This is a genomic window from Streptomyces griseobrunneus, from assembly GCF_046713465.1.
Lineage (GTDB): Bacteria > Actinomycetota > Actinomycetes > Streptomycetales > Streptomycetaceae > Streptomyces > Streptomyces microflavus.
Window position 1 is genome coordinate 2,490,108 of the sequence record NZ_CP177080.1, and the last position, 20,689, is coordinate 2,510,796.

A 20,689-nucleotide genomic window follows, 5' to 3' on the forward strand; every position below is an offset into this window, starting at 1 on the left:
TGACACGGGGTCAGCGCCAGCGGCTCACCTCCACGTTCTCCAGTACGCCGAGGGCGTCCGGTACCAGGATGGCGGCGGAGTAGTACGCGGTCACGAGGTAGGAGATGATCGCCTGCTCGTCGATGCCCATGAAGCGGACCGAGAGGCTCGGCTCGATCTCGTCCGGGATTCCGGTCTGCTGGAGGCCGATGACACCCTGTTCGGCCTCACCGGTCCTCATGCAGATGATGGAGGTGGTGCGGGCATCGGTGACCGGGATCTTGTTGGACGGGAAGATCGGCACCCCGCGCCAGGCCGGCACGTGGTGACCGCCGATGTCCACGCTCTCCGGGACCAGTCCGCGCCGGTTGCACTCGCGGCCGAAGGCGGCGATGGCTCGCGGGTGGGCGAGGAAGAGCTTCGATCCGCGCCGGCGCGAGAGCAGCTCGTCCATGTCGTCGGGGCTGGGCGCCCCGTCGTGCGGCTGGAGCCGCTGGCCGTAGTCGCAGTTGTTGAGGAGGCCGAACTCCCGGTTGTTGATGAGCTCGTGCTCCTGGCGCTCGCGCAGCGCCTCGACCGTGAGCCGCAACTGCTGCTCGGTCTGGTTCATCGGCTGGTTGTAGAGGTCGGCGACCCTGCTGTGCACCTTGAGCACCGTCTGGGCGACGCTCAGCTCGTACTCGCGGGGTGCGGCGTCGTAGTCGACGAAGGTGTGCGGGACGACGGCCTCGCCCACGTGGCCGGCGGAGAGGTCGATCGCCGCCTCGCCGTACTTGTTGGTCCGCTGGTGCGGGATGGAGAGCAGACCGGCGAGATGGGCGCGCAGCGGCTCGGCCCGCTCCGCCAGGTTGAACACATCCGCGCGGCTGAGCGTCAGCAGCGTGCAGGCGGTGACGGCCCGGGCGGTGTACTCCCAGACGGCGTCACCGTCGACCAGGCTCCGGTCACCGAAGTACGCGCCGTCGGCAAGCACTTCGAGCTCCGTCTCGTCCCCGTAGAGACCTGAGCCGATCTTCTCGACCTTGCCGTGCGCAACCAGGAAGACCCGGTCCGCCGCGTCCCCCGACGCGGCGAGCACCTCCCCCGCGGCCACGTCCCGCTGCTCGCACCTGCGGGCGAGCTCGGCGAGGACCTCCTCGTCCCCGAAATTGCGCAGAGCGGGCAGTTCCCCCAGCTCGGCGGGGATCACGGAGACCCGGTCCCCGGTCTGGACGAACGTCACCCGGCCGTCACCGACCGAATAGCTGAGCCGACGGTTCACCCGGTACGTACCGCCCTGTACCTGCACCCACGGCAGCATCTTCAGCAGCCACCGTGAGGTGATCTCCTGCATCTGCGGCGCGGACTTGGTGGTCGTCGCGAGGTTCCGCGCAGCCGCCGTCCCCAGACTCTGCTGCGGCGGCGCCTGCGTGTCGCGAACCTCTTCACCAACGGACATCTGACGTCCTTTCGATCATGGGCTGACCTGCTGGAGAAGCCTTTCAGCAGGGGACGTCGCCCGCCATTACACAAAAGAGTGTGACTAATCAGCCCTCGGGTGGGGCATGTTGCCCCTCGTCGCCCCGCGGACCGCAAAAGTTGCATCTCAGATGCCACTTATCTAGGGTGGAGTCATGCGGCTGACCCGATTCACCGACGTGGCGCTCCGCGTCCTCATGCGGCTGGCGGTCGCCGAGGGCGCGGACGCGCCCACCACGCGCGAGGTGGCGGACACCATGCGGGTGCCCTACACGCACACGGCCAAGGTCGTCGCCCGCCTGCAGCACCTCGGACTGCTCGACGCCCGCCGGGGGCGGGGCGGCGGACTCACGCTGACCACGGCCGGGCTCTCCGCCTCGATCGGCACTCTCGTCCGGGAGCTGGAGGGCACGGACGACGTCGTGGAGTGCGAGGGCCCCACCCCGTGCCCGCTGCGCTCCGCCTGCCGGCTGCGCGGCGCCCTGCGGAAGGCCCAGGACGCCTTCTACGCCTCGCTCGACCCGATCACCGTCACGGATCTCGTCGCCTCCCCCACCGGCCCCCTGCTGCTCGGCATCGGCAGCGGCCCGCGGACGGACTGAGCCCGGACGGCCCGGACTCCCCGCACCCCCTTTCACCCCACCCACGACCCCCGCCCATCACCCGTCCTCCGTTGCCCAAAAATACGCATCTTGAATACCAATTAACAGAGGAGCTCCCCAGCCATGCTCTCCGACCGGTCCACCGCCACCGTCCGCGCCACCCTCCCCGCCGTCGGCGCGGCCATCGGGGACATCGCCGGCCTCTTCTACGAGAAGCTCTTCGAGGCCCATCCCGAACTGCTCCGCGATCTGTTCAACCGGGGCAACCAGGCATCGGGCGACCAGCGCACAGCACTGGCCGGATCCATCGCCGCCTTCGCGACCGCACTGGTCGAACACCCCGGCACCCGGCCCGACGTGATGCTGAACCGGATCGCCCACAAGCACGCCTCACTGGGGGTGACCCCCGAGCAGTACGAAGTGGTGCACACCCATCTCTTCGCCGCCATCGCCGACGTCCTGGGGGGCGCCGTCACCCCGGAGGTCGCCGCGGCCTGGGACGAGGTCTACTGGCTGATGGCGGGTGCCCTCATCGCCGTCGAGGAGCGGCTCTACGCCCAGCAGGGCGTCCTGGCGGGCGATGTGTGGCGGGAGTGGGAGGTCGCCGCCCGGATCGAGGAGACCGAGGACGTCGCCACCTTCCACCTGCGCCCGGCGGACGGCGGTGACGCCCCCGCCTTCCGGCCCGGCCAGTACGTCTCCGTACAGGTCGCGCTGGCGGACGGGGCCCGGCAGATACGCCAGTACAGCCTCTCCTCCTCCCCCGGCTCCCGGCTGCGCTCCATCACGGTGAAGCGGGTCCGCGGGGAGGCGGCCCCCGACGGCGAGGTCTCCCTCCGCCTGCACGAGCACACCCGCGTGGGCGACCGGCTGCACGTCTCCGTCCCCTACGGGGACCTGGTCCTCGACCACCTGGACGCGCCGCTGCTGCTCGCCTCGGCGGGGATCGGCTGCACCCCCATGCTGTCGATGCTGGAGTACCTGGCCGAGCAGGGCCACGACCGCCCGGTCACCGTGGTGCACGGCGACCGTTCGCCCGCCGACCACGCCCTGCGCACCCACCACCTCCGGCTGACGGAGAAGCTCCCGGAGGCCGAGCCGCACTTCTGGTACGAGGCCCCGGAGGCCGGCCACCCGGTCCACCGCACAGGGCTCGTCGACCTGAACGGCATCACCGTGCTGCCGGGCACCCACGCCTATCTGTGCGGCCCGCTCCCCTTCATGCGCACGGTCCGCACCCTGCTGCTGGAGGCGGGGGTGCGCCCGGCCGACATCCACTACGAGGTGTTCGGCCCGGACCTCTGGCTGGCGAGCGCATAAGAAGACGCCTCGATGACGGTGCCCAGGGCGGCGTCATCGAGGCGCGCCACAATGGACGCGTGAACCACCCGCCTCGCCCCGAGACCCTCCTGCGCCCCCGGGCGCCGTCCCCGTTGCAGGAGGTCCGGGACGACAGTTTCGCCCGGCGCGGGGTGACCCTGCTGCTCAAGCGGGACGACCTGATCCACCCCGACCTGCCGGGCAACAAGTGGCGCAAACTCGCCCTCAACCTGGAGGCGGCCGCCGGGCGGACCCTGCTGACCTTCGGCGGCGCCTACTCCAACCATCTGCGGGCCACCGCCGCGGCCGGGCGGCTGCTGGGTTTCCCCACCATCGGTGTGGTGCGCGGCGACGAGCTGGCGCACCGGCCGCTCAACCCCTCGCTCGCCCGGTGCGCCGCCGACGGCATGCGGCTGCACTTCGTGGACCGTACGACCTACCGGGCGAAGGCCTCACCCGAGGTCCTGAAGGGGCTGCTGAGCCTGTTCGGGGACGTTGAGGTGATCCCGGAGGGCGGCAGCAACGCCCTGGCCGCACAGGGCTGCGCAGCGCTGGGGCGGGAGTTGCGCGGGCACACCGATGTGGCGGCCGTGGCCTGCGGGACCGGAGGCACCCTGGCCGGGCTGGCCGCCGGGCTGGACGGCGGGCAGCGCGCCCTGGGCGTACCCGTGCTGCGCGGCGGCTTCCTCGGGGCGGCCGTCACCGCACTCCAGCGCGAGGCGTTCGGCGGACCGGCCGGTCACTGGTCGCTGGACGAGCGCTTCACCTTCGGCGGCTACGCCCGTACGACCCCGGAACTGGACGCCTTCGCCGCGGACTTCGAGGACCGGCACGGGCTGCCGGTCGAGCGGGTCTACGTCGCCAAACTGCTGTTCGCGCTGACGGCCCTGGCCGAGGAGGGGGCGTTCGCGCCGGGCACCCGGGTGGGCGCGGTCGTCACCGGAACCCCTGGCACACAGCCCCCTCAGGAGTCGTCCGCCTCCCGGTAGGCGGCCGCCTCCTCCAGGTCCAGCCGGCGCAGCAGCGTACGCATCATCTCGTCGTCGATCCGCCGCTCGTCCCGGAGCCGGACGAAGACCTCGCGCTCGGCCTCGATCATCTCGCGGGAGAGCCGGCGGTAGGTGTCGTCCGCCGACTCACCCGTGACCGGGTCGGCCGTCCCCAGGCGCTCCCAGACGGCGTTGCGGCGGCGGTCCAGCACGCTGCGCAGCCGGTCGGCCAGCGGCGGCGGCAGGCTGTTGTGCGGGTCGGCGAGCAGCTCGTCCAGACGGGCCTCGGCGGCCACCGAGGCCTCGCTCTGGGCCTGCGCCTCGATGAGCGTCTCCTTCTGCGGGTCACGTCCCGGCAGTTTCAGTACGCGGACGAGGACGGGCAGGGTCAGGCCCTGGATCACCAGCGTGGCGATGACGGTGGTGAAGGTCAGGAACAGCACCAGGTTGCGGCCCGGGAACGGCTCGCCGTCGTGCGTGACCAGCGGGATGGAGAAGGCGACGGCGAGCGAGACGACACCGCGCATGCCCGCCCAGCCGACGATCAGGGGTGCCGTCCAGTCGGTGCCCGGCTCCCGTTCCCGTACGCGCTTGGAGAGCCACCGGGGCAGATAGGTGGCCGGGTAGACCCAGACGAAGCGGACCACGACGACCGCGACGAACACGATGACCGCGTACCCGACGGCTTCCGTCACCCCGCCCGCTTCCAGCCCCTTCAGGACGAAGGGCAGCTGCAGCCCGATCAGGGCGAAGACCGTGGACTCCAGGATGAAGGCCACCATCTTCCAGACAGCCGCCTCCTGGAGGCGGGTGGCGAAGTCGACCTGCCAGGAGCGGTGTCCCAGGTAGAGGGCGACGACGACCACGGCGAGGACTCCGGAGGCGTGCACCCGTTCGGCCGCCGCGTACGCCACGAACGGGATCAGAAGAGAGAGCGTGTTCTGGAGGAGGGCCTCTTTCAGGTGGGTGCGCAGCCAGTGCAGCGGCACCATCAGGAGCAGGCCGACCCCGACCCCGCCGACCGCGGCCAGCAGGAACTCGGCGATCCCCTCGCCCCAGCTCATCCCCTCCCCGACCGCGGCGGCGAGCGCCACCCGGAAGGCGGTGATCGCCGTGGCGTCGTTCACCAGCGACTCACCCTGAAGGATGGTCGTGACGCGGGCGGGCAGCCCGACCCGGCGCGCGATGGCGGCGGCCGTCACGGCGTCCGGCGGCGCGATGACCGCCCCCAGGACGAGCGCGGCGGTGAGCGGCAGCTCCGGGATCACGAGGTACGCCAGCCAGCCCACCGCCATGGTCGCGAAGAGGGTGTACCCCACGGAGAGCAGCGCGACCGGCCGGATGTTGGCCCGCAGATCGAGGTAGGAGCTGTCCATCGCAGCCGTGTAGAGCAGCGGCGGCAGCAGCAGCGGGAGCACCACGTGCGCGTCGAGGTGGTACGTCGGAACGCCCGGCAGCAGGCCCGCGACGAGGCCGACGGCGACCAGGACGAGGGGGGCCGGAACCGGGGTGCGGCGCGCCGCACCGGCGACCGCGGCGCTGGCCGCGACCAGTGCCACCAGCGGCAGCGCGTCCATCTCACCCTCCTCGGATCCGTCGTAACCTGCCCATCATGAGCGAGTGTGCGCACGTAGCGGATCTGCCACGCCCCGAGCCCGTACCGCTCGGGGCGACCTGCCCCGAGTGCGTGGCCGCGGGGACCCACCCCGTGCAGCTGCGGCTCTGCCTGACCTGTGGGCACGTCGGCTGCTGCGATTCCTCACCCCTGCGGCACGCCACCGGGCACTTCCGGGAGACCGGTCACCCGGTGATGCGGAGCTTCGAGCCGGGCGAGGGCTGGCGCTGGTGCTTCGAGGACGGTTCGATCGTCTGACGTCTGGGTACGTCAATCCGGCGCCGGTTCTTCGTAATTGGACGCCGCAGACCCCTAGCCACTGTGTGTACTCATGGGTTTACCATGAGTGACGGCCGGGGGATGGGGTGCGGGCGACACTGCATCATGGATCCGATAGCGTCGCCGAGCTGAGAACCGTCGACCGACCGCATGGCTCCGGGCCACCCTTCCCGGAACCTCGAAAGAGTTTGTGCCACCTTGGAGGTGAGGGTGTCCCAGATCGCAGGCGAGCCCGGGAATCAGGACTTCGTAGAAGTCCGGCTGCCCGCTGCGGGTGCCTACCTGTCGGTGCTGCGAACGGCCACGGCCGGTCTCGCAGCGCGTTTGGACTTCACTCTCGACGAGATCGAGGATCTTCGCATCGCGGTCGACGAGGCCTGCGCGATCCTGCTTCAGCAGGCCGTGCCCGGCTCCGTCCTCAGCTGCGTCTTCCGTCTCGTCGAGGACTCTCTCGAGGTGACGGTGTCGGCCCCCACGACGGACGGCCGCGCACCCGAGCGTGACACCTTCGCCTGGACAGTGCTCTCCGCACTGGCCGGCAAGGTCGACTCGACGGTCGCCGACGACCGTACGGTCAGCATCAGCCTCTACAAACAGCGCGGCGCGGGCCCCGGGCCGGCGTGAGCGACGGGAACGGGGACGGTCCTGTGCGGGACGAGACGATCCGATCCGGGGTGGTGCGGCCGGCAGGCATCCCGGAGCAACAGGCCCGGCCGCATCCGGTGGACGGAGCGGACGGGTCCCAGAGCCTCAACGTCGCGGTGGAGCAGTCCCAGGAGCGGGCGGGCCAGATGAGCGAGCACGGGCACCACGATCCCCACGACCGCAGCAGGGCCCGGGCCCTGTTCATCGAGTTGCGGGAGCTTCCCGACGGCTCCGCGGAGAAGGCGGAGCTGCGCAACCGGCTGGTGCGGATGCATCTGCCGCTGGTCGAGCACCTGGCCCGGCGCTTCCGCAACCGCGGGGAGCCGCTGGACGACCTGACGCAGGTCGCCACGATCGGGCTGATCAAGTCGGTGGACCGGTTCGACCCGGACCGGGGCGTGGAGTTCTCGACGTACGCGACTCCCACGGTCGTCGGCGAGATCAAGCGCCACTTCCGGGACAAGGGCTGGGCGGTGCGGGTGCCGCGCCGGCTGCAGGAGCTGCGTCTTTCGCTGACCACGGCCACCGCCGAGCTCTCCCAGCAGCACGGCCGCTCACCGACCGTTCACGAACTGGCCGAGCGGCTCGGCATCTCCGAGGAGGAGGTGCTGGAGGGCCTGGAGTCGGCCAACGCGTACAGCACGCTCTCGCTGGACGTGCCGGACACGGACGACGAGTCCCCGGCGGTCGCGGACACGCTGGGCTCGGAGGACGAGGCGCTGGAGGGCGTGGAATACCGGGAGTCGCTCAAGCCGCTCCTGGAGGACCTGCCGCCGCGCGAGAAGCGGATCCTGCTGCTGCGGTTCTTCGGGAACATGACCCAGTCGCAGATCGCCCAGGAGGTCGGCATCTCGCAGATGCACGTCTCCCGGCTGCTGGCCCGCACCCTGGCCCAGCTGCGCGAGCGCCTGCTCGTCGAGGAGTAGGCGCGGGGGTAGGCGAGGAGCGGACCGGCCTGCCCCCGGGGATGCCCTGGGGGACTCAGGCCCCGGGGTTGGCCCCGGCACCCCTGCGCAGGCCGAGGATCTGGGTGGTCGCCGGGTTCAGGACGAGCGTCAGACCGGTCACGGCAACCGCCGCCAGCACGATTCCGGCGGGGATCAGCGCGCCCTGGGAGCGCAGTAGCGTCCAGGCCACGGGCAGCGCCATGATCTGGGTGATCAGCGCCGGGCCCCGGCTCCAGCCGCGAAGCAGCAGCAGGCCGCGGGCGGCGGCGAGCGGGATGGTGCCCAGTGCGATCAGCGTGATGCCGACCGTCTCCGCCTGCTGCGGGCTCTCGGGGCGCCCGAGCACCCCCATCACCAGCAGGTAGAGCCCGCTGACCGCGAGCGCGGCGCCTTCGAGGGCGTTGATCCCGGCGAGGGCGGTGATCCTTCGCGGGCGCTCCGCCGCGGCGGGCGAGGGGGAGGACGAGGTCGCTTGAGTGCTCACGCCTTTCAGGTTGGCATCCCCGGGGCCCGGAAGTGAAGCCGGGGTGCGTGGGCGCGGTGCATGTCACGTACGGGTGAGGGTCACGGATCGTGACGGGCCGGGAGCGCAGCGAACCGCGACTTCAGGGCCGAACCGCCCGGTAGGTACTCTGACGGGCATGCGCGCACTCCTCGTGGTCAACCCGGCAGCTACCACCACCAGTGCGCGCACCCGTGACGTACTCATCCACGCTCTGGCCAGCGAGATGAAGCTGGAGGCGGTGACCACGGAGTACCGGGGTCACGCGCGGGATCTGGGGCGGCGGGCGGCCGACAGCGACGACATCGATCTGGTGGTCGCCCTCGGCGGTGACGGCACGGTGAACGAGGTCGTGAACGGGCTGCTGCACCGGGGCCCGGACGTGGACGGCGTCCCGAAGCTCGCCGTGGTCCCCGGCGGCTCCACCAATGTCTTCGCGCGCGCCCTGGGGCTGCCCAACGACGCGGTGGAGGCGACCGGCGCGATCCTGGACGCCCTGGAGCACCGGAGCGAGCGCACGGTCGGCCTGGGCCTCGCGGCCGGCACCCCGGGCACCGAGGACGAGTCCGTTCCCGAACGCTGGTTCACTTTCTGTGCCGGTCTCGGCTTCGACGCCGGAGTGGTCGGCCGGGTCGAACAGAAACGCGAGCACGGCAAGCGTTCGACCCATGCGCTGTACGTACGTCAGGTGGTGCGGCAGTTCCTCGACGAGGCCCACCGCAGACACGGGACGATCACGCTCGACGTGCCCGGCCAGGACCCCGTCACCGACCTCGCGCTCTCCATAATCTGCAACACCGCCCCCTGGACCTACCTGGGGAATCGTCCGGTGTACGCCTCTCCGAAGGCCTCGTTCGACACCGCTCTGGACGTCCTCGGACTGAAGCGTCTGTCCACCGCGGCGGTGGCCCGTTACGGCACCCAGCTGCTCACTTCGAGCCCTGACAGAGGGCCCCGCGGGAAGCACGCCGTTTCACTGCATGACCTCACGGACTTCACCTTGCATTCAAAGGTCCCACTGCCCTTCCAGATGGACGGCGACCACCTGGGAGTGCGTACGAGCGTGACGTTCACAGGCGTACGCCGTGCACTGCGTGTGATTGTGTGAGTGGAAGGGCCGAAAGTCCTTTAACTCGAACGTTTGGCCTGGCCCCCACCCCTTAGAAGTGCGGCTGTGACCTAGTCGACACCGAGGAATCAAAAAAAACTTTCCAGAAGGGGTTGTATCCGCCGCCGAGGTTTGCGAATCTCTACATGGCGATCGGGACGGCCCGCAACACCGGCCTCCACTGAGAGCCAGAACCCCTCCTCACCATCACAGACCACGACCAGTTCTTCTGGGAGTCGGCCCGTCATCTGTGGGGGGATTCGTGAAAGCGTTCACATTCACAAGCAACAAGCGTGTAATACCAAGGAGAGGTAGCAGCCATGGACTGGCGTCACAACGCCGTTTGTCGTGAGGAAGACCCCGAGCTGTTCTTCCCCATCGGCAACACCGGTCCTGCGCTGCTGCAGATCGAGGAAGCCAAGGCCGTCTGCCGTCGCTGCCCCGTCATGGAGCAGTGCCTGCAGTGGGCGCTCGAGTCCGGCCAGGACTCCGGCGTCTGGGGTGGCCTCAGCGAGGACGAGCGCCGCGCGATGAAGCGCCGTGCCGCTCGCAACCGGGCGCGTAACGCCAGCGCCTGACCGACGCCCCCACGAAACACGCCTCAGCCCGGCGGCGCGCACAGAGCGTGCGCACAGCCCCGCCTTCGAGTCGCAGCGCGCAGTACCCCGAAGCGCATCGCAACGTGAGCATCACGGAGCGGGCCCGGACCGTCACCACGGTCCGGGCCCGCTCTGCTGTGTGCTCGCTCGCGGCCGTAAGGCTACTTGTCGCCGCGCACCGGCAGGTCCAGCACCACCTGGGTGCCGCGCTCCGGCGCCGGGACCATGCCGAACGTGCCGCCCAACTCCCCCTCCACCAGCGTCCGTACGATCTGGAGCCCCAGATTGCCGGTCCGCTGCGGGTCGAACCCCTCGGGCAGACCGCGCCCGTCGTCGGTGACGGTGATGAGGAGCCGGCCCTCGGTCGGTGAGCCGCCGCGCACGGCGGAGACCTCCACCGTGCCCTGATCGCCCACCACGAACGCGTGTTCCAGGGCGTTCTGCAGGACTTCGGTCAGCACCATGGAGAGCGGGGTGGCGACCTCGGCGTCGAGGATGCCGAAGCGGCCGGTGCGCCGGCAGGTCACCTTGCCGGGCGAGATCTCCGAGACCATCGCGATGACCCGGTCGGCGATCTCGTCGAACTCGACCCGCTCGTCCAGGTTCTGGGACAGCGTCTCGTGGACGATCGCGATCGAACCGACGCGCCGCACCGCCTCGTTGAGCGCCTCGCGCCCCTGTTCGGAATCCATCCGGCGGGCCTGGAGGCGCAACAGGGCGGCCACCGTCTGGAGGTTGTTCTTCACCCGGTGGTGGATCTCCCGGATGGTCGCGTCCTTGGTGATCAACTCGCGTTCGCGGCGGCGCAGTTCGGTGACGTCCCGGAGCAGGACCAGCGAGCCGATGCGGACGCCCTTGGGCTTGAGCGGGATGGCCCGCAACTGGATCACCCCGCCCGCGCACTCCACCTCGAACTCGCGCGGCGCGTACCCGCTGGCCACCTTGACCAGCGCCTCGTCCACCGGCCCTCGGGAGGGCGCCAGTTCGGCGGTGGTGGTGCCGAGGTGGTGGCCGACCAGGTCGGAGGCGAGGCCGAGGCGGTGGTAGGCGGAGAGGCCGTTGGGGCTGGCGTACTGCACGACCCCGTCCGCGTCCAGCCGGATCAGGCCGTCGCCGACGCGCGGGGAGGCGTCCATGTCGACCTGCTGGCCGGGGAAGGGGAAGGACCCGGCGGCGATCATCTGGGCCAGGTCGGAGGCGGACTGGAGGTAGGTGAGCTCCAGCCGGGAGGGGGTGCGCACGGTGAGCAGGTTGGTGTTGCGGGCGATCACCCCGAGGACCCGGCCCTCACGGCGTACGGGGATGGACTCGACCCGTACGGGAACCTCCTCGCGCCACTCCGGGTCGCCCTCGCGCACGATCCGGCCCTCGTCCAGGGCCGCGTCGAGCAGCGGGCGGCGCCCGCGCGGCACCAGGTGGCCGACCATGTCGTCCTGGTAGGAGGTGGGGCCGGTGTTGGGCCGCATCTGGGCGACGGAGACGTACCGCGTGCCGTCGCGGGTGGGGACCCACAGCACGAGGTCGGCGAAGGACAGGTCGGAGAGCAGCTGCCACTCCGAGACCAGCAGATGGAGCCACTCGAGGTCGGTGTCGCTCAGAGCGGTGTGCTGGCGGACGAGGTCGTTCATGGAGGGCACCTGTGGAGCGTACCCGGGGTGAACGGGAGTGTTCGAACCGATCGGTCCGGCGGGTCGTGCCACAGGGCGGGCCACGGGTGGACCGGGCTCCGGCGGGCAGGAAGGTGATGGACAGGGCGCGGGGCGCGACCGGAGAATGTCGTGCACACGGATGGACACGGGCAATTGGTCTAGTCCACAATGAGTTCACCAAGATCTCCGCTCTCCCCGCACAGGAGGGCGGACCGAGGCACCCGGCGCTCTCTGCCCTGACTGCGCCGGTGCCTCCAGTGGCCGGAGGCACCGCACACCGCCGGCCAGGTAGGGCCTGCCTTTTGGAACAGGCCGGATCAGCGAGCGGGGTCCGGTGCGTGCAGCTGCAAGGCGGAGGAGGGAGTCGACGCGGAGCGTCGGCGACCGACGGCAACGCCGCAGATGTGCGTGCCGGACCCCGGGAGCCCGGCCTGTTCCGAAAGGCAGGCCCGCAGCTCCCGGGCTGCGGTGCCGGGCGGGCTGAGGGTCCCGTCCTGGCGCCGCGGCCCGCGGGTGTTTCCGGAGGTCCGTGCGTCTGCCTGTTCTCAGCGGGTCTCCGTGACCTTGGCCAGGGCGCGTGGTGAGTCCGGGTCCTGGCCCCGCGCGATGGTGACCTCGTACGCCAGCATCTGCAGCGGCAGGATCTCCAGGATCGGCTGCAGCTCCTCGGGCACCCCCGACGTCGGCAGCGCGAAGCCCGCCGATGCCGCCTCCACCTGCGCCTTCGGGCCGACCACGAAGAGGTCGGCGCCGCGCCCCCGCAGCCGGTCCAGCACCGGCTGGAGGGCCTCGCCGCCCCGGCCGTCGGTGACCACGGCGATCACCGGGGAGATGTTGTCGACCATCGCCAGCGGGCCGTGCAGCAGGTCGGCGCCCGAGTAGGAGAGAGCCGGGATGTAGCTGGTCTCCATGAGCTTCAGGGCCGCCTCCTTGGCCGTGGGGTAGCCGTAGCCGCGCGAGGTGATCACCATGCGCTCGGCGAACCGGTAGCGGGAGGCCAGCGCCTTGACCTCGGCCCGGCGGCCCAGGATCGCGCCCGCCAGGTCGGGCAGGACCGAGGCGGCCTGCGTGCCGTCACCGCCTCCCAGGCCCTCCACGAAGAGATAGAGGGAGAGCAGGGACGCCGTGTACGTCTTGGTCGCCGGGAGCGCCTTCTCCGGGCCCGCCAGGATGTCGATGTGGTACTCGGAGACCGCCGCCAGGGCGGAGTCCGGGTTGTTGGTGACGGCGAGGGTGACCGCCCCGGCCTCCCGGGCGGCCCTCGTGGAGGCCACCAGGTCCGGTGAGCCGCCCGACTGGCTGACGGTGATGACCAGCACGTCCCGCAGGTCCGGCTTGGCCCCGTAGGCCGTCGTGGTGGACATGGAGGCGAGCCCGCAGGGCAGGCCGAGCCGGATCTCCAGCAGGTACTTCGCGTAGAGCGCCGCGTTGTCGGAGGTGCCGCGCGCGGTGAGCAGGACGAAGCGAGGCTTCCTGGCGGCGATCTCGGCGGCCACCTCGTGGATGCGGGGCGCGCCCTGTCCGAGGATGCGCCGCAGCATCGCGGGCTGCTCGGCCATCTCGCCGGACATGATGCGGCCGGGCACATCGCGCTGGTCGTCCGGGCCGGGTGGAGGGGTGGCGGGCATGTGGGTGCCTCCCATGCGGTGACGTCGGCGGTGGCGGCGTACGGAACTGGGCGCGGACCGCCGCGTCGGCGCCGTACCGGACAAGTCGACCAGGCAATCGCGGGGTCCGCCAGCGGACCGGGCGGGCGGACCTGGCGGGGGGTCCGATGCGCGGGCTGTTCACCGCACAGCTGCCCGATTCTGCTAGATTGGGTCCTTGATTGGTCTATACCACAGGGTTCCACTCATCAGATCGGCAGGCACAGCGTGGAAGTTGTCATCGTCCCGGACGCCACGGCAGGCGGCGAACTGATCGCGGAGGCCATCGCCTCTCTGCTCAGCCGCAAGCCCGACGCCCTGCTCGGCGTTGCCACCGGTTCTACCCCGCTGCCCATCTACCGCGCGCTGGCGGCCAAGGTCGCCTCCGGGGCCGTCGACGCCTCGCGCGCCCGCATCTGCCAGCTGGACGAGTACGTCGGGCTGCCCGCGGGCCACCCGGAGTCGTACCGCTCCGTGGTCCTGCGTGAGGTCGTCGAGCCGCTCGGGCTCTCCGAGGCCTCCTTCATGGGCCCCGACGGCTCCGCCGAGGACGTCCAGGCGGCCTGTGAGGCGTACGACCGGGCGCTGGCGGAGGCCGGTGGGGTCGACCTCCAGCTGCTCGGCATCGGCACCGACGGGCACATCGGCTTCAACGAGCCGTGCTCCTCGCTCGCCTCGCGCACCCGGATCAAGACGCTGACCGAGCAGACCCGGGTGGACAACGCGCGCTTCTTCGACGACGACATCGACCAGGTGCCGCACCACGTGATCACCCAGGGCATCGGGACCATCCTGGACTCCCGGCACCCGATCCTGCTGGCCACCGGGGAGGGCAAGGCGGAGGCCGTCGCCCAGACGGTGGAGGGGCCGGTCGCCTCGATCGTGCCGGCCTCGGCGCTCCAGCTGCATCCGCACGCGACGGTGGTGGTGGACGAGGCGGCGGCGTCGAAGCTGAAGCTGGCGGACTACTTCCGCGCCACGTATGCGGCGAAGCCGGGTTGGCAGGGGCTGTAGGCCGTACGTTGCACGTGGCTGAGGGCCGGGACGCCTGATGGTGTCCCGGCCCTCGGCCGTTGTGCCGCCCGTCCGGCGAGAGGCTTTGTCCTCAATCGCCGGACGGGCTCGAATTACCGGCCTGACGGCCTTGTCCTCAATCGTCGGACGGGCTCGATTTGTCCGCCCGACACGCTTGGTCACCCACCGGGCGGGCTTGATTCTGTCCGGGCTCGATGCGGTTACGCCTTAGAGCCCGTCACCGCTTCCGCTGCTGCCTGGCCGCAGACGCGGGAGGCGCCGTGGGTGGCGATGTGGAGGGCTCCCCGGGGGGTGGACTCCGGGACGCCCATCTCGACCACGATCGTGTCCGGGCGCGCCGCCAGCAGGGCGTCCAACGCCTCGCCCATCCAGGCGTGGCGGTGTTCGTCGCGGACCACGGCGACGATGCGCCGCTCCCCCGCCGCCGCGACCGCCTCGGCCGCCGGGTCGGTACTCTCGCCGGTGTACGTGGCCACCTCGGTGCCCGGCAGGAGCCGGGTGAGTCCGGCGGCGATGCCCCAGGGGGTCTCGTCGCCGACCGCGATGTTCGCCACCGCGGAGAACTCCGCGACGTAACCCGGCTCGGTCAGCCGGTCGCCGGTGCCGGTGACCTTCACCGCGCGACGGGCCGCCACCAGGCCGATGTCGGAGCTGACTCCGGTGCCGGGCGCGGTCCCCTCCTGCACTTCCGCGCCCGGCTCCGGGACGTCCCCCCTGGCCCCCTGCGTCCAGGACGCGAGGGCCCGTACACGAGCGGCCGCGTCCGCGAGCCGCTCCTCGGCCAGGTCTCCGCTGTGCACCGCGGCGACGAGGGCGTCGCGCAGGCGCAGCACCGTCTCCTCGTCGGCCAGCCCGCCGCCGACGCAGATCGCGTCGGCGCCCGCGGCGATCGCGAGGACCGATCCGCGCTCGATGCCGTAGGTCCTGGAGATGGCTTCCATCTCCACACCGTCGGTCACGATCAGACCGTCGTAGCCCAGTTCCTGACGGAGCAGACCGGTGAGGATCCGCGGACTCAGGGTGGCGGGGCGGTCGGGGTCGAGTGCGGGAAGCAGGATATGCGCGCTCATCACCGATTTGGAACCCGCCGCGATGGCCGCCCGGAAAGGCAGCAGCTCACGGGCGTGCAGGGTGTCGAGATCCACATCGATGCGGGGCGTCGCCAGGTGCGAGTCGACCGCGGTGTCGCCGTGGCCGGGGAAGTGCTTGGTGCAGGCGGCGACGCCGGCGGCCTGGAGTCCCTCGATGTACGCGGCGGTGTGCCGGGCCACCAGCCGGGTGTCGGCGCCGAAGGAGCGTACGCCGATGACCGGGTTGCCCGGGTTGGAGTTGACGTCCGCGGACGGCGCCCAGTTCAGGTTGACGCCGCACGCGGCGAGCCGGCGGCCGAGCTCGTGGGCGACGGCCCGGGTGAGCTCGACGTCGTCGACGGAGCCGAGGGCGAAGTTGCCGGGGAACGAGGAGCCGTCCCTGACCTCCAGGCGGGTCACGTCCCCGCCCTCCTCGTCGATGGCGACGAGGACATCGTCCCGCTCGGAGCGCAGCCGCGCGGTGAGGGCGGCGAGCTGCTCGGGCGATTCGATGTTGCGGCCGAACAGCCCGACGGCGGTGAGCCCTTCACCGACGCGGCGCAGCAGCCAGTCCGGTGCGGTGGTTCCGGTGAATCCGGGCTGGAGCACCGCGAGCGCGTCGCGCGTCAGGGTGTCCGTGGTGGAAACGAGGGTGGTCATGGGCCCGCACTATCCCTTCACAGCGCCGGAAGTGAGGCCTGCGGCCATCTTCTTCTGGATGATCATGAAGAACACGACGACGGGCAGGGCGATCATGGTCGAGGCCGCCATGAGTGCGCCGTAGTCCGTTCCGCGCTCGGTGGTGAACGTCATCAGCCACACGTTCAGCGTGTACTTGGAGTTGTCGTTGATCAGGATGTACGCGAACAGGTACTCGTTCCAGGCGTTGACCAGCGCGAAGATCGACGCGGCGGCGAGCCCGGGGGCGAGCAGCGGGAAGATCACGCGGCGGAAGGCCTGGAAGCGGGTGCAGCCGTCCACCATCGCGGACTCCTCCAGCTCCACCGGGATGTTCACGACGAAGCCGCGGATCATGATGGTGGCGAAGGGCAGCGTGGAGACCAGGTAGACGACGATCAGGCCCCAGTACTCGTCGATCCCGCCCATGGCGTTGAGCTGGGCGTAGATCGGGATGAGCATCGCCGTCGGCGGGAGCATCTGGACCAGGATCATGACCAGGATCAGGGCCTTGCGGCCGAAGAACCGGAACCGGCCGATCGCCAGGGCCGCCAGCGTCGCGATGATCATGCCGCCGACCACCGCGGTGACGGCGACGATCAGGCTGGACTGGATGGCGGTGCCGAAGTTCGGCATCTCGGTGGCCCGTACGAAGTTGTCGAAGGTGATCGACGTGGGCCACAGGGTCTGGTCGTAGCTGCGGATCTCCCGGTTGGGCCGCAGGGCGCTGATGACCAGCCAGTACACCGGGAAGATCATGACCGCGGCGATGCCGAGGCCGATGATGTCGAAGTGGAGCCGGCTCTTCTTGCGGTCGGGGCGCAGCACCTGTGTTTCGGTCGTACTGCTCATTCGACCTCTCCCGTCTTCATGAGCTGGCGCAGGTAGTACACGGCCACGCCGGACAGCAGCAGCACCGTGATGAGGGCGATCGCGGAGCCCTGGCTGAAGGAGGTGGACTCGAACGCCTTGGAGTAGGAGTAGAGGCCGAGGGTCTCGTACTCCGGCTCGGGCTTGTTGCCGCGCAGCAGCCAGATCTGGCCGAAGACGTTGAAGTCCCAGATCACCGAGAGGGTGGCGACCATGGTGAAGACCGGCTTGATGACCGGCCAGGTGACGAACTTGTAGATGCCGTAGGCGCTGGCGCCGTCGAGGGCGGCGGCCTCCTCCAGTTCCTGGGGGACCTGGGTGAGGGCGGCGTACAGAGTGACGACGACGAACGGGATGGCGCCCCAGACGACCAGCAGGGTGATGATGCCGAAGCCCTGGATCGGGTTGAGGTACCAGTTGTGGCCGAGCCAGTCCTCGCCGACGACCTTGGCGATCAACGTGTTGATCAAGCCGTAGTCCGAGTCGGCCATGAACCGGAAGATCGAGGCGGCGACCATCAGCGGCATCGACCAGGCGGCGATGAGGGCGACCGTCAGGACGAGCCGGACCCAGGTGGAGAGCTTGCGCATGAGCAGGGCGACCAGCAGCCCGATGCCCATCGTCAGCGTCACGCAGATGGCCATGAAGACGATCGTGCGGAAGGTGACCCACCAGAACTCGGGGTCGCCGAGGATGTTCGTGAACTGTTGGAAGCCCACCCAGGGGGCGGGCTCTCCGGACCACAGTTCGCGTCGGCCCATGTCCTGGAAGGACATGATGACCGTCTTGCCGAGCGGGTAGAGGTAGACGGCGGCGATCGCCACGATCGCCGGAAGGATCAGGAAGTAGGGGAGGAGCTCACCCTTTTTCCGCTTCCTCTTCTGTACCCGGGGCGCATCGCCGTCGGCGGACGACGGCTTCCCGGTCGGCTGCGGGTCGGGTGGTACGGGGACCGGCGGCCCGACGGCCTTGGTATCAGCGGCAGACACGTGGCTGACCTTCCATCGCGGGTCCGAGGCGGGCCCCGGAATTCACGGCGTTCACTTGCTGAAAAGGGGGCGGGGGCCCGGCATCTCTGCCGGGCCCCGCCTGGCGACCGGAAGGTCAGGCCTTCTTGTTGATCAGGGCGTTGATCTTGTCGTCGGCCTTCTTGGAGGCGTCGGCGACGGAGGAGCCCTTGAGGATCTCCAGGAGCAGGTTCTCCAGGATCTCCTCCTTCTCGATGGAGGCCCAGCCCGGCGCGATCGGCGTGAACCAGGCGTCCGGCACCGCGTTGGCGATGGCTGCGGTTTCCGGCTTCGTCTTCAGCGGCTCGAGCTGCTTCTCGTTGTTGGGAAGCACGTTCTTCGACGCGAGGACGTCGCCGCCCTTGGCGTTGGTGAAGAGGGCGATCCACTCCTGGCCGAGGTCCTGGACCTTGGACTTGGAGATCGTCGCGAGGTCCGAGCCGCCGATGAAGGACGGGAGGGCCTTGCCCTCGGGGCCGGGGATACCGGCCGTGGCGATCTTGCCCTCGAGCTTCGGGTTGCCGTTCTCGCCCGTGGTGACGCTGCCGGCCTCCCAGGCCTGGCCGTAGATCACGGCGGCCTTCTCGTTGGCCATGACGTTGGCGTGGTCCTGCTCGTCCTTCGTCTGGTCGGCCTTGTTGTACTTCTTGACCAGGTTGACGTAGTGCTCAAGGCCCTTCTGCGACTCGGGGGAGGACAGCGAGCCCTTCCACTCCTTGGCGCCCTCGTCGTACGTGGCTATCTTGCCGCCGTAGGCGGCGACGTAGGACATCGCGGCGTACCAGTAGCGGCCCGGGAAGTAGAGCGAGGAGGCGCGCTTGTCCTTCTTGCCCAGCTCGGCGTCGACCTTGTCCATCGCGGCGAGGAACTCGGCCTCGGTCTGCGGGAGGACGTCGCTGCCGGTACCGGCCTTCAGGATGTCCTTGTTGTAGACGGCCAGACGGGCACTGGCGTAGTAAGGAACGCAGTACGTCTTGCCCTCGAAGGTGCAGGTGTCCTTCAGACCCTTGATCCAGGTGTCCGAGTTCTCGTACTTCTTGGGGTCGATTTCCCCGAGCGCACCATTGAGGATGTACTGCATGGTCTCGGTGTTACCGAGTTCGACGACATCCGGGAATTTGTCGCCACCGAGGGAGGTGTCGAGCTTCTTGACCTTGTCAGCCCACTGCTGGTACTGAACGTTGACCTTGACACCCGGGTACTTCTTGTTGAACTCGGTGTTGACGTCCTTGACCAGCTCGGGCCAGGTCGACTGGGCCTCGCCCATCAGCCAGACGGTCAGGTTCTCCTTGCGGTCCGCCGGCTTCTGCGACGAAGAGTCTCCGTCACCGGAACCACATGCCGCGACCGAAACCAACATGCCCGCGACACCAATAGCCGCGATGAGCTTGCGCTTCACGTCAAACCCTCCTCAGGGATGCTGCAACCCCACCCACCGCGAAGACATTCGACGAGTTCTGCTGGGGCTGGACCTGGTCTTTAATGGTTTAGACCAGTACCGGGAGCTTGGCCTAGACCTTTAGGGGTGTCAAGGGTGTATAAGAAGTGCACTCGCGTCCGTTATAGGACCGACACCTAAGGGAGGGCGACGACCCGTGACCGGACCGTGCCACCATGTGAGCCGCGACAGACGGAGGAGCCGGTGACGGCAGCAACACAAGCGTCGGGAAGGCGGGCCATGGGTGCCGACGGGGGCAGTTCGGGGAGCGAGGCCGGCAACGGTACGCGCACCGCGCGCGTACCGAAGTACTACCGGCTCAAGCGGCATCTCCTCGACATGACCGATACCTTGCCGCCCGGTACCCCGGTGCCGCCCGAACGCACCCTGGCGGCCGAGTTCGACACCTCGCGCACCACCGTGCGCCAGGCCCTGCAGGAGCTGGTCGTCGAGGGCCGGCTCGAACGCATCCAGGGCAAGGGGACCTTCGTCGCCAAGCCCAAGGTCTCCCAGGCGCTCCAGCTGACCTCGTACACCGAGGACATGCGCGCCCAGGGCCTGGAGCCGACGTCCCAGCTGCTCGACATCGGCTATGTCACGGCGGACGACACGCTCGCCGGTCTGCTGGACATCTCGACGGGCGGCCGTGTGCTGCGCATCGAGCGGCTGCGGCTCGCCAGCGGGGAGCCGATGGCGATCGAGACCACCCATCTTTCGGCCAAACGCTTCCCCGCGCTGCGCCGTTCGCTGGTGAAGTACACCTCGCTCTACACCGCGCTCGCCGAGGTGTACGACGTCCGCCTGGCCGAGGCGGAGGAGACCATCGAGACCTCGCTCGCCACCCCGCGCGAGGCGGGTCTGCTGGGGACGGACGTGGGGCTGCCGATGCTGATGCTCTCCCGTCATTCGATCGACGGGCAGGGCGAACCGGTGGAGTGGGTGCGATCGGTGTACCGGGGCGACCGGTACAAGTTCGTGGCCCGCCTGAAGCGGCCGACCGACTGAGAACCAGCACCATGCGAACAGGCGTTGGACCGGGGATTCCCTTCCCGGGCCAACGCCTGTTTTCGGTCATCCCCGGTGGAGCCGGATCGCGTGAACCGATCCCGCCCGCCGTCCGTGTCCTTACTGCGGAACTTCGGTGGAGACATCGGCGATACGCGACCGGTATGCGGACAGGGGTTCCGGAGAGCGGCCGTACCACCTAGATTTCGCGCACGTTACGACAGTGATCACGCGAGGGGACGGATCGA

The 20,689-nt window shown here is 69.8% G+C and carries 19 protein-coding genes; 10 read left to right on the forward strand and 9 right to left on the reverse strand.

Annotated elements, in window-relative coordinates; genetic code table 11:
* Nucleotides 1-10: 10 nt before the first annotated feature.
* A complete protein-coding gene (locus tag ACK8N7_RS10875; protein WP_403209633.1) occupies nucleotides 11-1,417 on the reverse strand; it encodes a family 2B encapsulin nanocompartment shell protein in 1,407 nt (468 codons plus the stop codon).
* 175 nt (nucleotides 1,418-1,592) lie between these two features.
* Between ACK8N7_RS10875 and ACK8N7_RS10880 the strand changes: the two genes are divergently transcribed.
* The 3 genes from ACK8N7_RS10880 (at nucleotide 1,593) to ACK8N7_RS10890 (ending at nucleotide 4,348) form a co-directional block, all read left to right on the forward strand.
* The gene (locus tag ACK8N7_RS10880; RefSeq protein WP_500442068.1) at nucleotides 1,593-2,039 is read left to right on the forward strand and encodes an RrF2 family transcriptional regulator; all 447 of its coding nucleotides are present in this window, start codon (nucleotides 1,593-1,595) and stop codon (nucleotides 2,037-2,039) included.
* A 123-nt stretch (nucleotides 2,040-2,162) separates the two neighbouring features.
* Complete coding sequence (locus tag ACK8N7_RS10885) at nucleotides 2,163-3,359, forward strand: globin domain-containing protein (RefSeq protein ID WP_500442070.1); 1,197 nt, start codon at nucleotides 2,163-2,165, stop codon at nucleotides 3,357-3,359.
* Nucleotides 3,360-3,418: 59 nt separating this feature from the next.
* Nucleotides 3,419-4,348 (forward strand): 1-aminocyclopropane-1-carboxylate deaminase/D-cysteine desulfhydrase, encoded by a 930-nt coding sequence (locus ACK8N7_RS10890; protein WP_500442072.1) that lies wholly within the window; start codon nucleotides 3,419-3,421, stop codon nucleotides 4,346-4,348.
* Here ACK8N7_RS10890 and ACK8N7_RS10895 read toward each other — a convergent pair.
* Nucleotides 4,324-5,925, reverse strand: a complete 1,602-nt coding sequence (locus tag ACK8N7_RS10895) for a Na+/H+ antiporter (RefSeq protein WP_403209625.1) — start codon at nucleotides 5,923-5,925, stop codon at nucleotides 4,324-4,326. The two genes, ACK8N7_RS10890 and ACK8N7_RS10895, sit on opposite strands and share 25 nt — an antisense overlap.
* A gap of 35 nt (nucleotides 5,926-5,960) precedes the next feature.
* Here ACK8N7_RS10895 and ACK8N7_RS10900 point away from each other — a divergent pair, with 35 nt between their 5' ends.
* The 3 genes from ACK8N7_RS10900 (at nucleotide 5,961) to ACK8N7_RS10910 (ending at nucleotide 7,813) form a co-directional block, all read left to right on the forward strand.
* Nucleotides 5,961-6,221, forward strand: coding sequence for a UBP-type zinc finger domain-containing protein (locus ACK8N7_RS10900; protein WP_403209623.1), 261 nt, complete (start codon nucleotides 5,961-5,963; stop codon nucleotides 6,219-6,221).
* A 231-nt stretch (nucleotides 6,222-6,452) separates the two neighbouring features.
* Nucleotides 6,453-6,866: an ATP-binding protein gene (locus ACK8N7_RS10905; RefSeq protein ID WP_403209621.1), complete on the forward strand. Its 414-nt coding sequence runs from the start codon at nucleotides 6,453-6,455 to the stop codon at nucleotides 6,864-6,866.
* A 23-nt stretch (nucleotides 6,867-6,889) separates the two neighbouring features.
* Nucleotides 6,890-7,813: an RNA polymerase sigma factor SigF gene (locus tag ACK8N7_RS10910; RefSeq protein WP_500442074.1), complete on the forward strand. Its 924-nt coding sequence runs from the start codon at nucleotides 6,890-6,892 to the stop codon at nucleotides 7,811-7,813.
* A gap of 55 nt (nucleotides 7,814-7,868) precedes the next feature.
* Here the strand turns inward: ACK8N7_RS10910 and ACK8N7_RS10915 are convergent, their stop codons facing one another.
* On the reverse strand, nucleotides 7,869-8,318 hold the full coding sequence (locus ACK8N7_RS10915; protein WP_403209618.1) for a hypothetical protein: 450 nt from the start codon (nucleotides 8,316-8,318) through the stop codon (nucleotides 7,869-7,871).
* A gap of 157 nt (nucleotides 8,319-8,475) precedes the next feature.
* Here ACK8N7_RS10915 and ACK8N7_RS10920 point away from each other — a divergent pair, with 157 nt between their 5' ends.
* Together ACK8N7_RS10920 and ACK8N7_RS10925 are read left to right on the forward strand one after the other, a co-directional pair.
* Nucleotides 8,476-9,444, forward strand: coding sequence for a diacylglycerol/lipid kinase family protein (locus ACK8N7_RS10920; protein ID WP_403209616.1), 969 nt, complete (start codon nucleotides 8,476-8,478; stop codon nucleotides 9,442-9,444).
* A gap of 320 nt (nucleotides 9,445-9,764) precedes the next feature.
* Nucleotides 9,765-10,022, forward strand: a complete 258-nt coding sequence (locus ACK8N7_RS10925; RefSeq protein ID WP_003953983.1) for a WhiB family transcriptional regulator — start codon at nucleotides 9,765-9,767, stop codon at nucleotides 10,020-10,022.
* A 182-nt stretch (nucleotides 10,023-10,204) separates the two neighbouring features.
* On the opposite strand, the gene ACK8N7_RS10930 is transcribed toward ACK8N7_RS10925, so the two are convergent.
* Both ACK8N7_RS10930 and ACK8N7_RS10935 read right to left on the reverse strand, forming a co-directional pair.
* A complete protein-coding gene (locus ACK8N7_RS10930) occupies nucleotides 10,205-11,671 on the reverse strand; it encodes a sensor histidine kinase (RefSeq protein ID WP_403209614.1) in 1,467 nt (488 codons plus the stop codon).
* Between the two features lie 566 nt (nucleotides 11,672-12,237).
* The gene (locus tag ACK8N7_RS10935) at nucleotides 12,238-13,320 is read right to left on the reverse strand and encodes an SIS domain-containing protein (protein WP_403209612.1); all 1,083 of its coding nucleotides are present in this window, start codon (nucleotides 13,318-13,320) and stop codon (nucleotides 12,238-12,240) included.
* A gap of 246 nt (nucleotides 13,321-13,566) precedes the next feature.
* Between ACK8N7_RS10935 and nagB the strand changes: the two genes are divergently transcribed.
* The gene (gene nagB, locus ACK8N7_RS10940; RefSeq protein ID WP_015611265.1) at nucleotides 13,567-14,352 is read left to right on the forward strand and encodes a glucosamine-6-phosphate deaminase; all 786 of its coding nucleotides are present in this window, start codon (nucleotides 13,567-13,569) and stop codon (nucleotides 14,350-14,352) included.
* Between the two features lie 221 nt (nucleotides 14,353-14,573).
* Here the strand turns inward: nagB and ACK8N7_RS10945 are convergent, their stop codons facing one another.
* The 4 genes from ACK8N7_RS10945 to ACK8N7_RS10960 all read right to left on the reverse strand — a co-directional run bounded on the left by ACK8N7_RS10945 (nucleotide 14,574) and on the right by ACK8N7_RS10960 (nucleotide 19,397).
* Nucleotides 14,574-16,103, reverse strand: a complete 1,530-nt coding sequence (locus tag ACK8N7_RS10945) for a glycoside hydrolase family 3 protein (RefSeq protein ID WP_403209610.1) — start codon at nucleotides 16,101-16,103, stop codon at nucleotides 14,574-14,576.
* Between the two features lie 9 nt (nucleotides 16,104-16,112).
* Nucleotides 16,113-16,973 (reverse strand): carbohydrate ABC transporter permease, encoded by an 861-nt coding sequence (locus ACK8N7_RS10950; protein WP_403209608.1) that lies wholly within the window; start codon nucleotides 16,971-16,973, stop codon nucleotides 16,113-16,115.
* Nucleotides 16,970-17,980 (reverse strand): carbohydrate ABC transporter permease, encoded by a 1,011-nt coding sequence (locus ACK8N7_RS10955; RefSeq protein ID WP_032757899.1) that lies wholly within the window; start codon nucleotides 17,978-17,980, stop codon nucleotides 16,970-16,972. Before ACK8N7_RS10955 ends, ACK8N7_RS10950 begins: the two co-directional genes overlap by 4 nt.
* 115 nt (nucleotides 17,981-18,095) lie before the next feature.
* Nucleotides 18,096-19,397 (reverse strand): sugar ABC transporter substrate-binding protein, encoded by a 1,302-nt coding sequence (locus tag ACK8N7_RS10960; RefSeq protein ID WP_403209604.1) that lies wholly within the window; start codon nucleotides 19,395-19,397, stop codon nucleotides 18,096-18,098.
* 279 nt (nucleotides 19,398-19,676) lie between these two features.
* Between ACK8N7_RS10960 and ACK8N7_RS10965 the strand changes: the two genes are divergently transcribed.
* Nucleotides 19,677-20,441 (forward strand): GntR family transcriptional regulator, encoded by a 765-nt coding sequence (locus ACK8N7_RS10965; protein ID WP_015611260.1) that lies wholly within the window; start codon nucleotides 19,677-19,679, stop codon nucleotides 20,439-20,441.
* Nucleotides 20,442-20,689: the final 248 nt, after the last annotated feature.

Excerpts from the sequence above, each read along its gene's own strand:
- ACK8N7_RS10875 (WP_403209633.1), bottom strand. The coding sequence starts at position 1,417 with ATGTCCGTTGGTGAAGAGGTTCGCGACACGCAGGCGCCGCCGCAGCAG.
- ACK8N7_RS10880 (WP_500442068.1), top strand. The coding sequence starts at position 1,593 with ATGCGGCTGACCCGATTCACCGACGTGGCGCTCCGCGTCCTCATGCGG.
- ACK8N7_RS10885 (WP_500442070.1), top strand. The coding sequence starts at position 2,163 with ATGCTCTCCGACCGGTCCACCGCCACCGTCCGCGCCACCCTCCCCGCC.
- ACK8N7_RS10895 (WP_403209625.1), bottom strand. The coding sequence starts at position 5,925 with ATGGACGCGCTGCCGCTGGTGGCACTGGTCGCGGCCAGCGCCGCGGTC.
- ACK8N7_RS10900 (WP_403209623.1), top strand. The coding sequence starts at position 5,961 with ATGAGCGAGTGTGCGCACGTAGCGGATCTGCCACGCCCCGAGCCCGTA.
- ACK8N7_RS10920 (WP_403209616.1), top strand. The coding sequence starts at position 8,476 with ATGCGCGCACTCCTCGTGGTCAACCCGGCAGCTACCACCACCAGTGCG.
- ACK8N7_RS10925 (WP_003953983.1), top strand. The coding sequence starts at position 9,765 with ATGGACTGGCGTCACAACGCCGTTTGTCGTGAGGAAGACCCCGAGCTG.
- ACK8N7_RS10930 (WP_403209614.1), bottom strand. The coding sequence starts at position 11,671 with ATGAACGACCTCGTCCGCCAGCACACCGCTCTGAGCGACACCGACCTC.
- ACK8N7_RS10935 (WP_403209612.1), bottom strand. The coding sequence starts at position 13,320 with ATGCCCGCCACCCCTCCACCCGGCCCGGACGACCAGCGCGATGTGCCC.
- ACK8N7_RS10945 (WP_403209610.1), bottom strand. The coding sequence starts at position 16,103 with ATGACCACCCTCGTTTCCACCACGGACACCCTGACGCGCGACGCGCTC.
- ACK8N7_RS10950 (WP_403209608.1), bottom strand. The coding sequence starts at position 16,973 with ATGAGCAGTACGACCGAAACACAGGTGCTGCGCCCCGACCGCAAGAAG.
- ACK8N7_RS10965 (WP_015611260.1), top strand. The coding sequence starts at position 19,677 with ATGGGTGCCGACGGGGGCAGTTCGGGGAGCGAGGCCGGCAACGGTACG.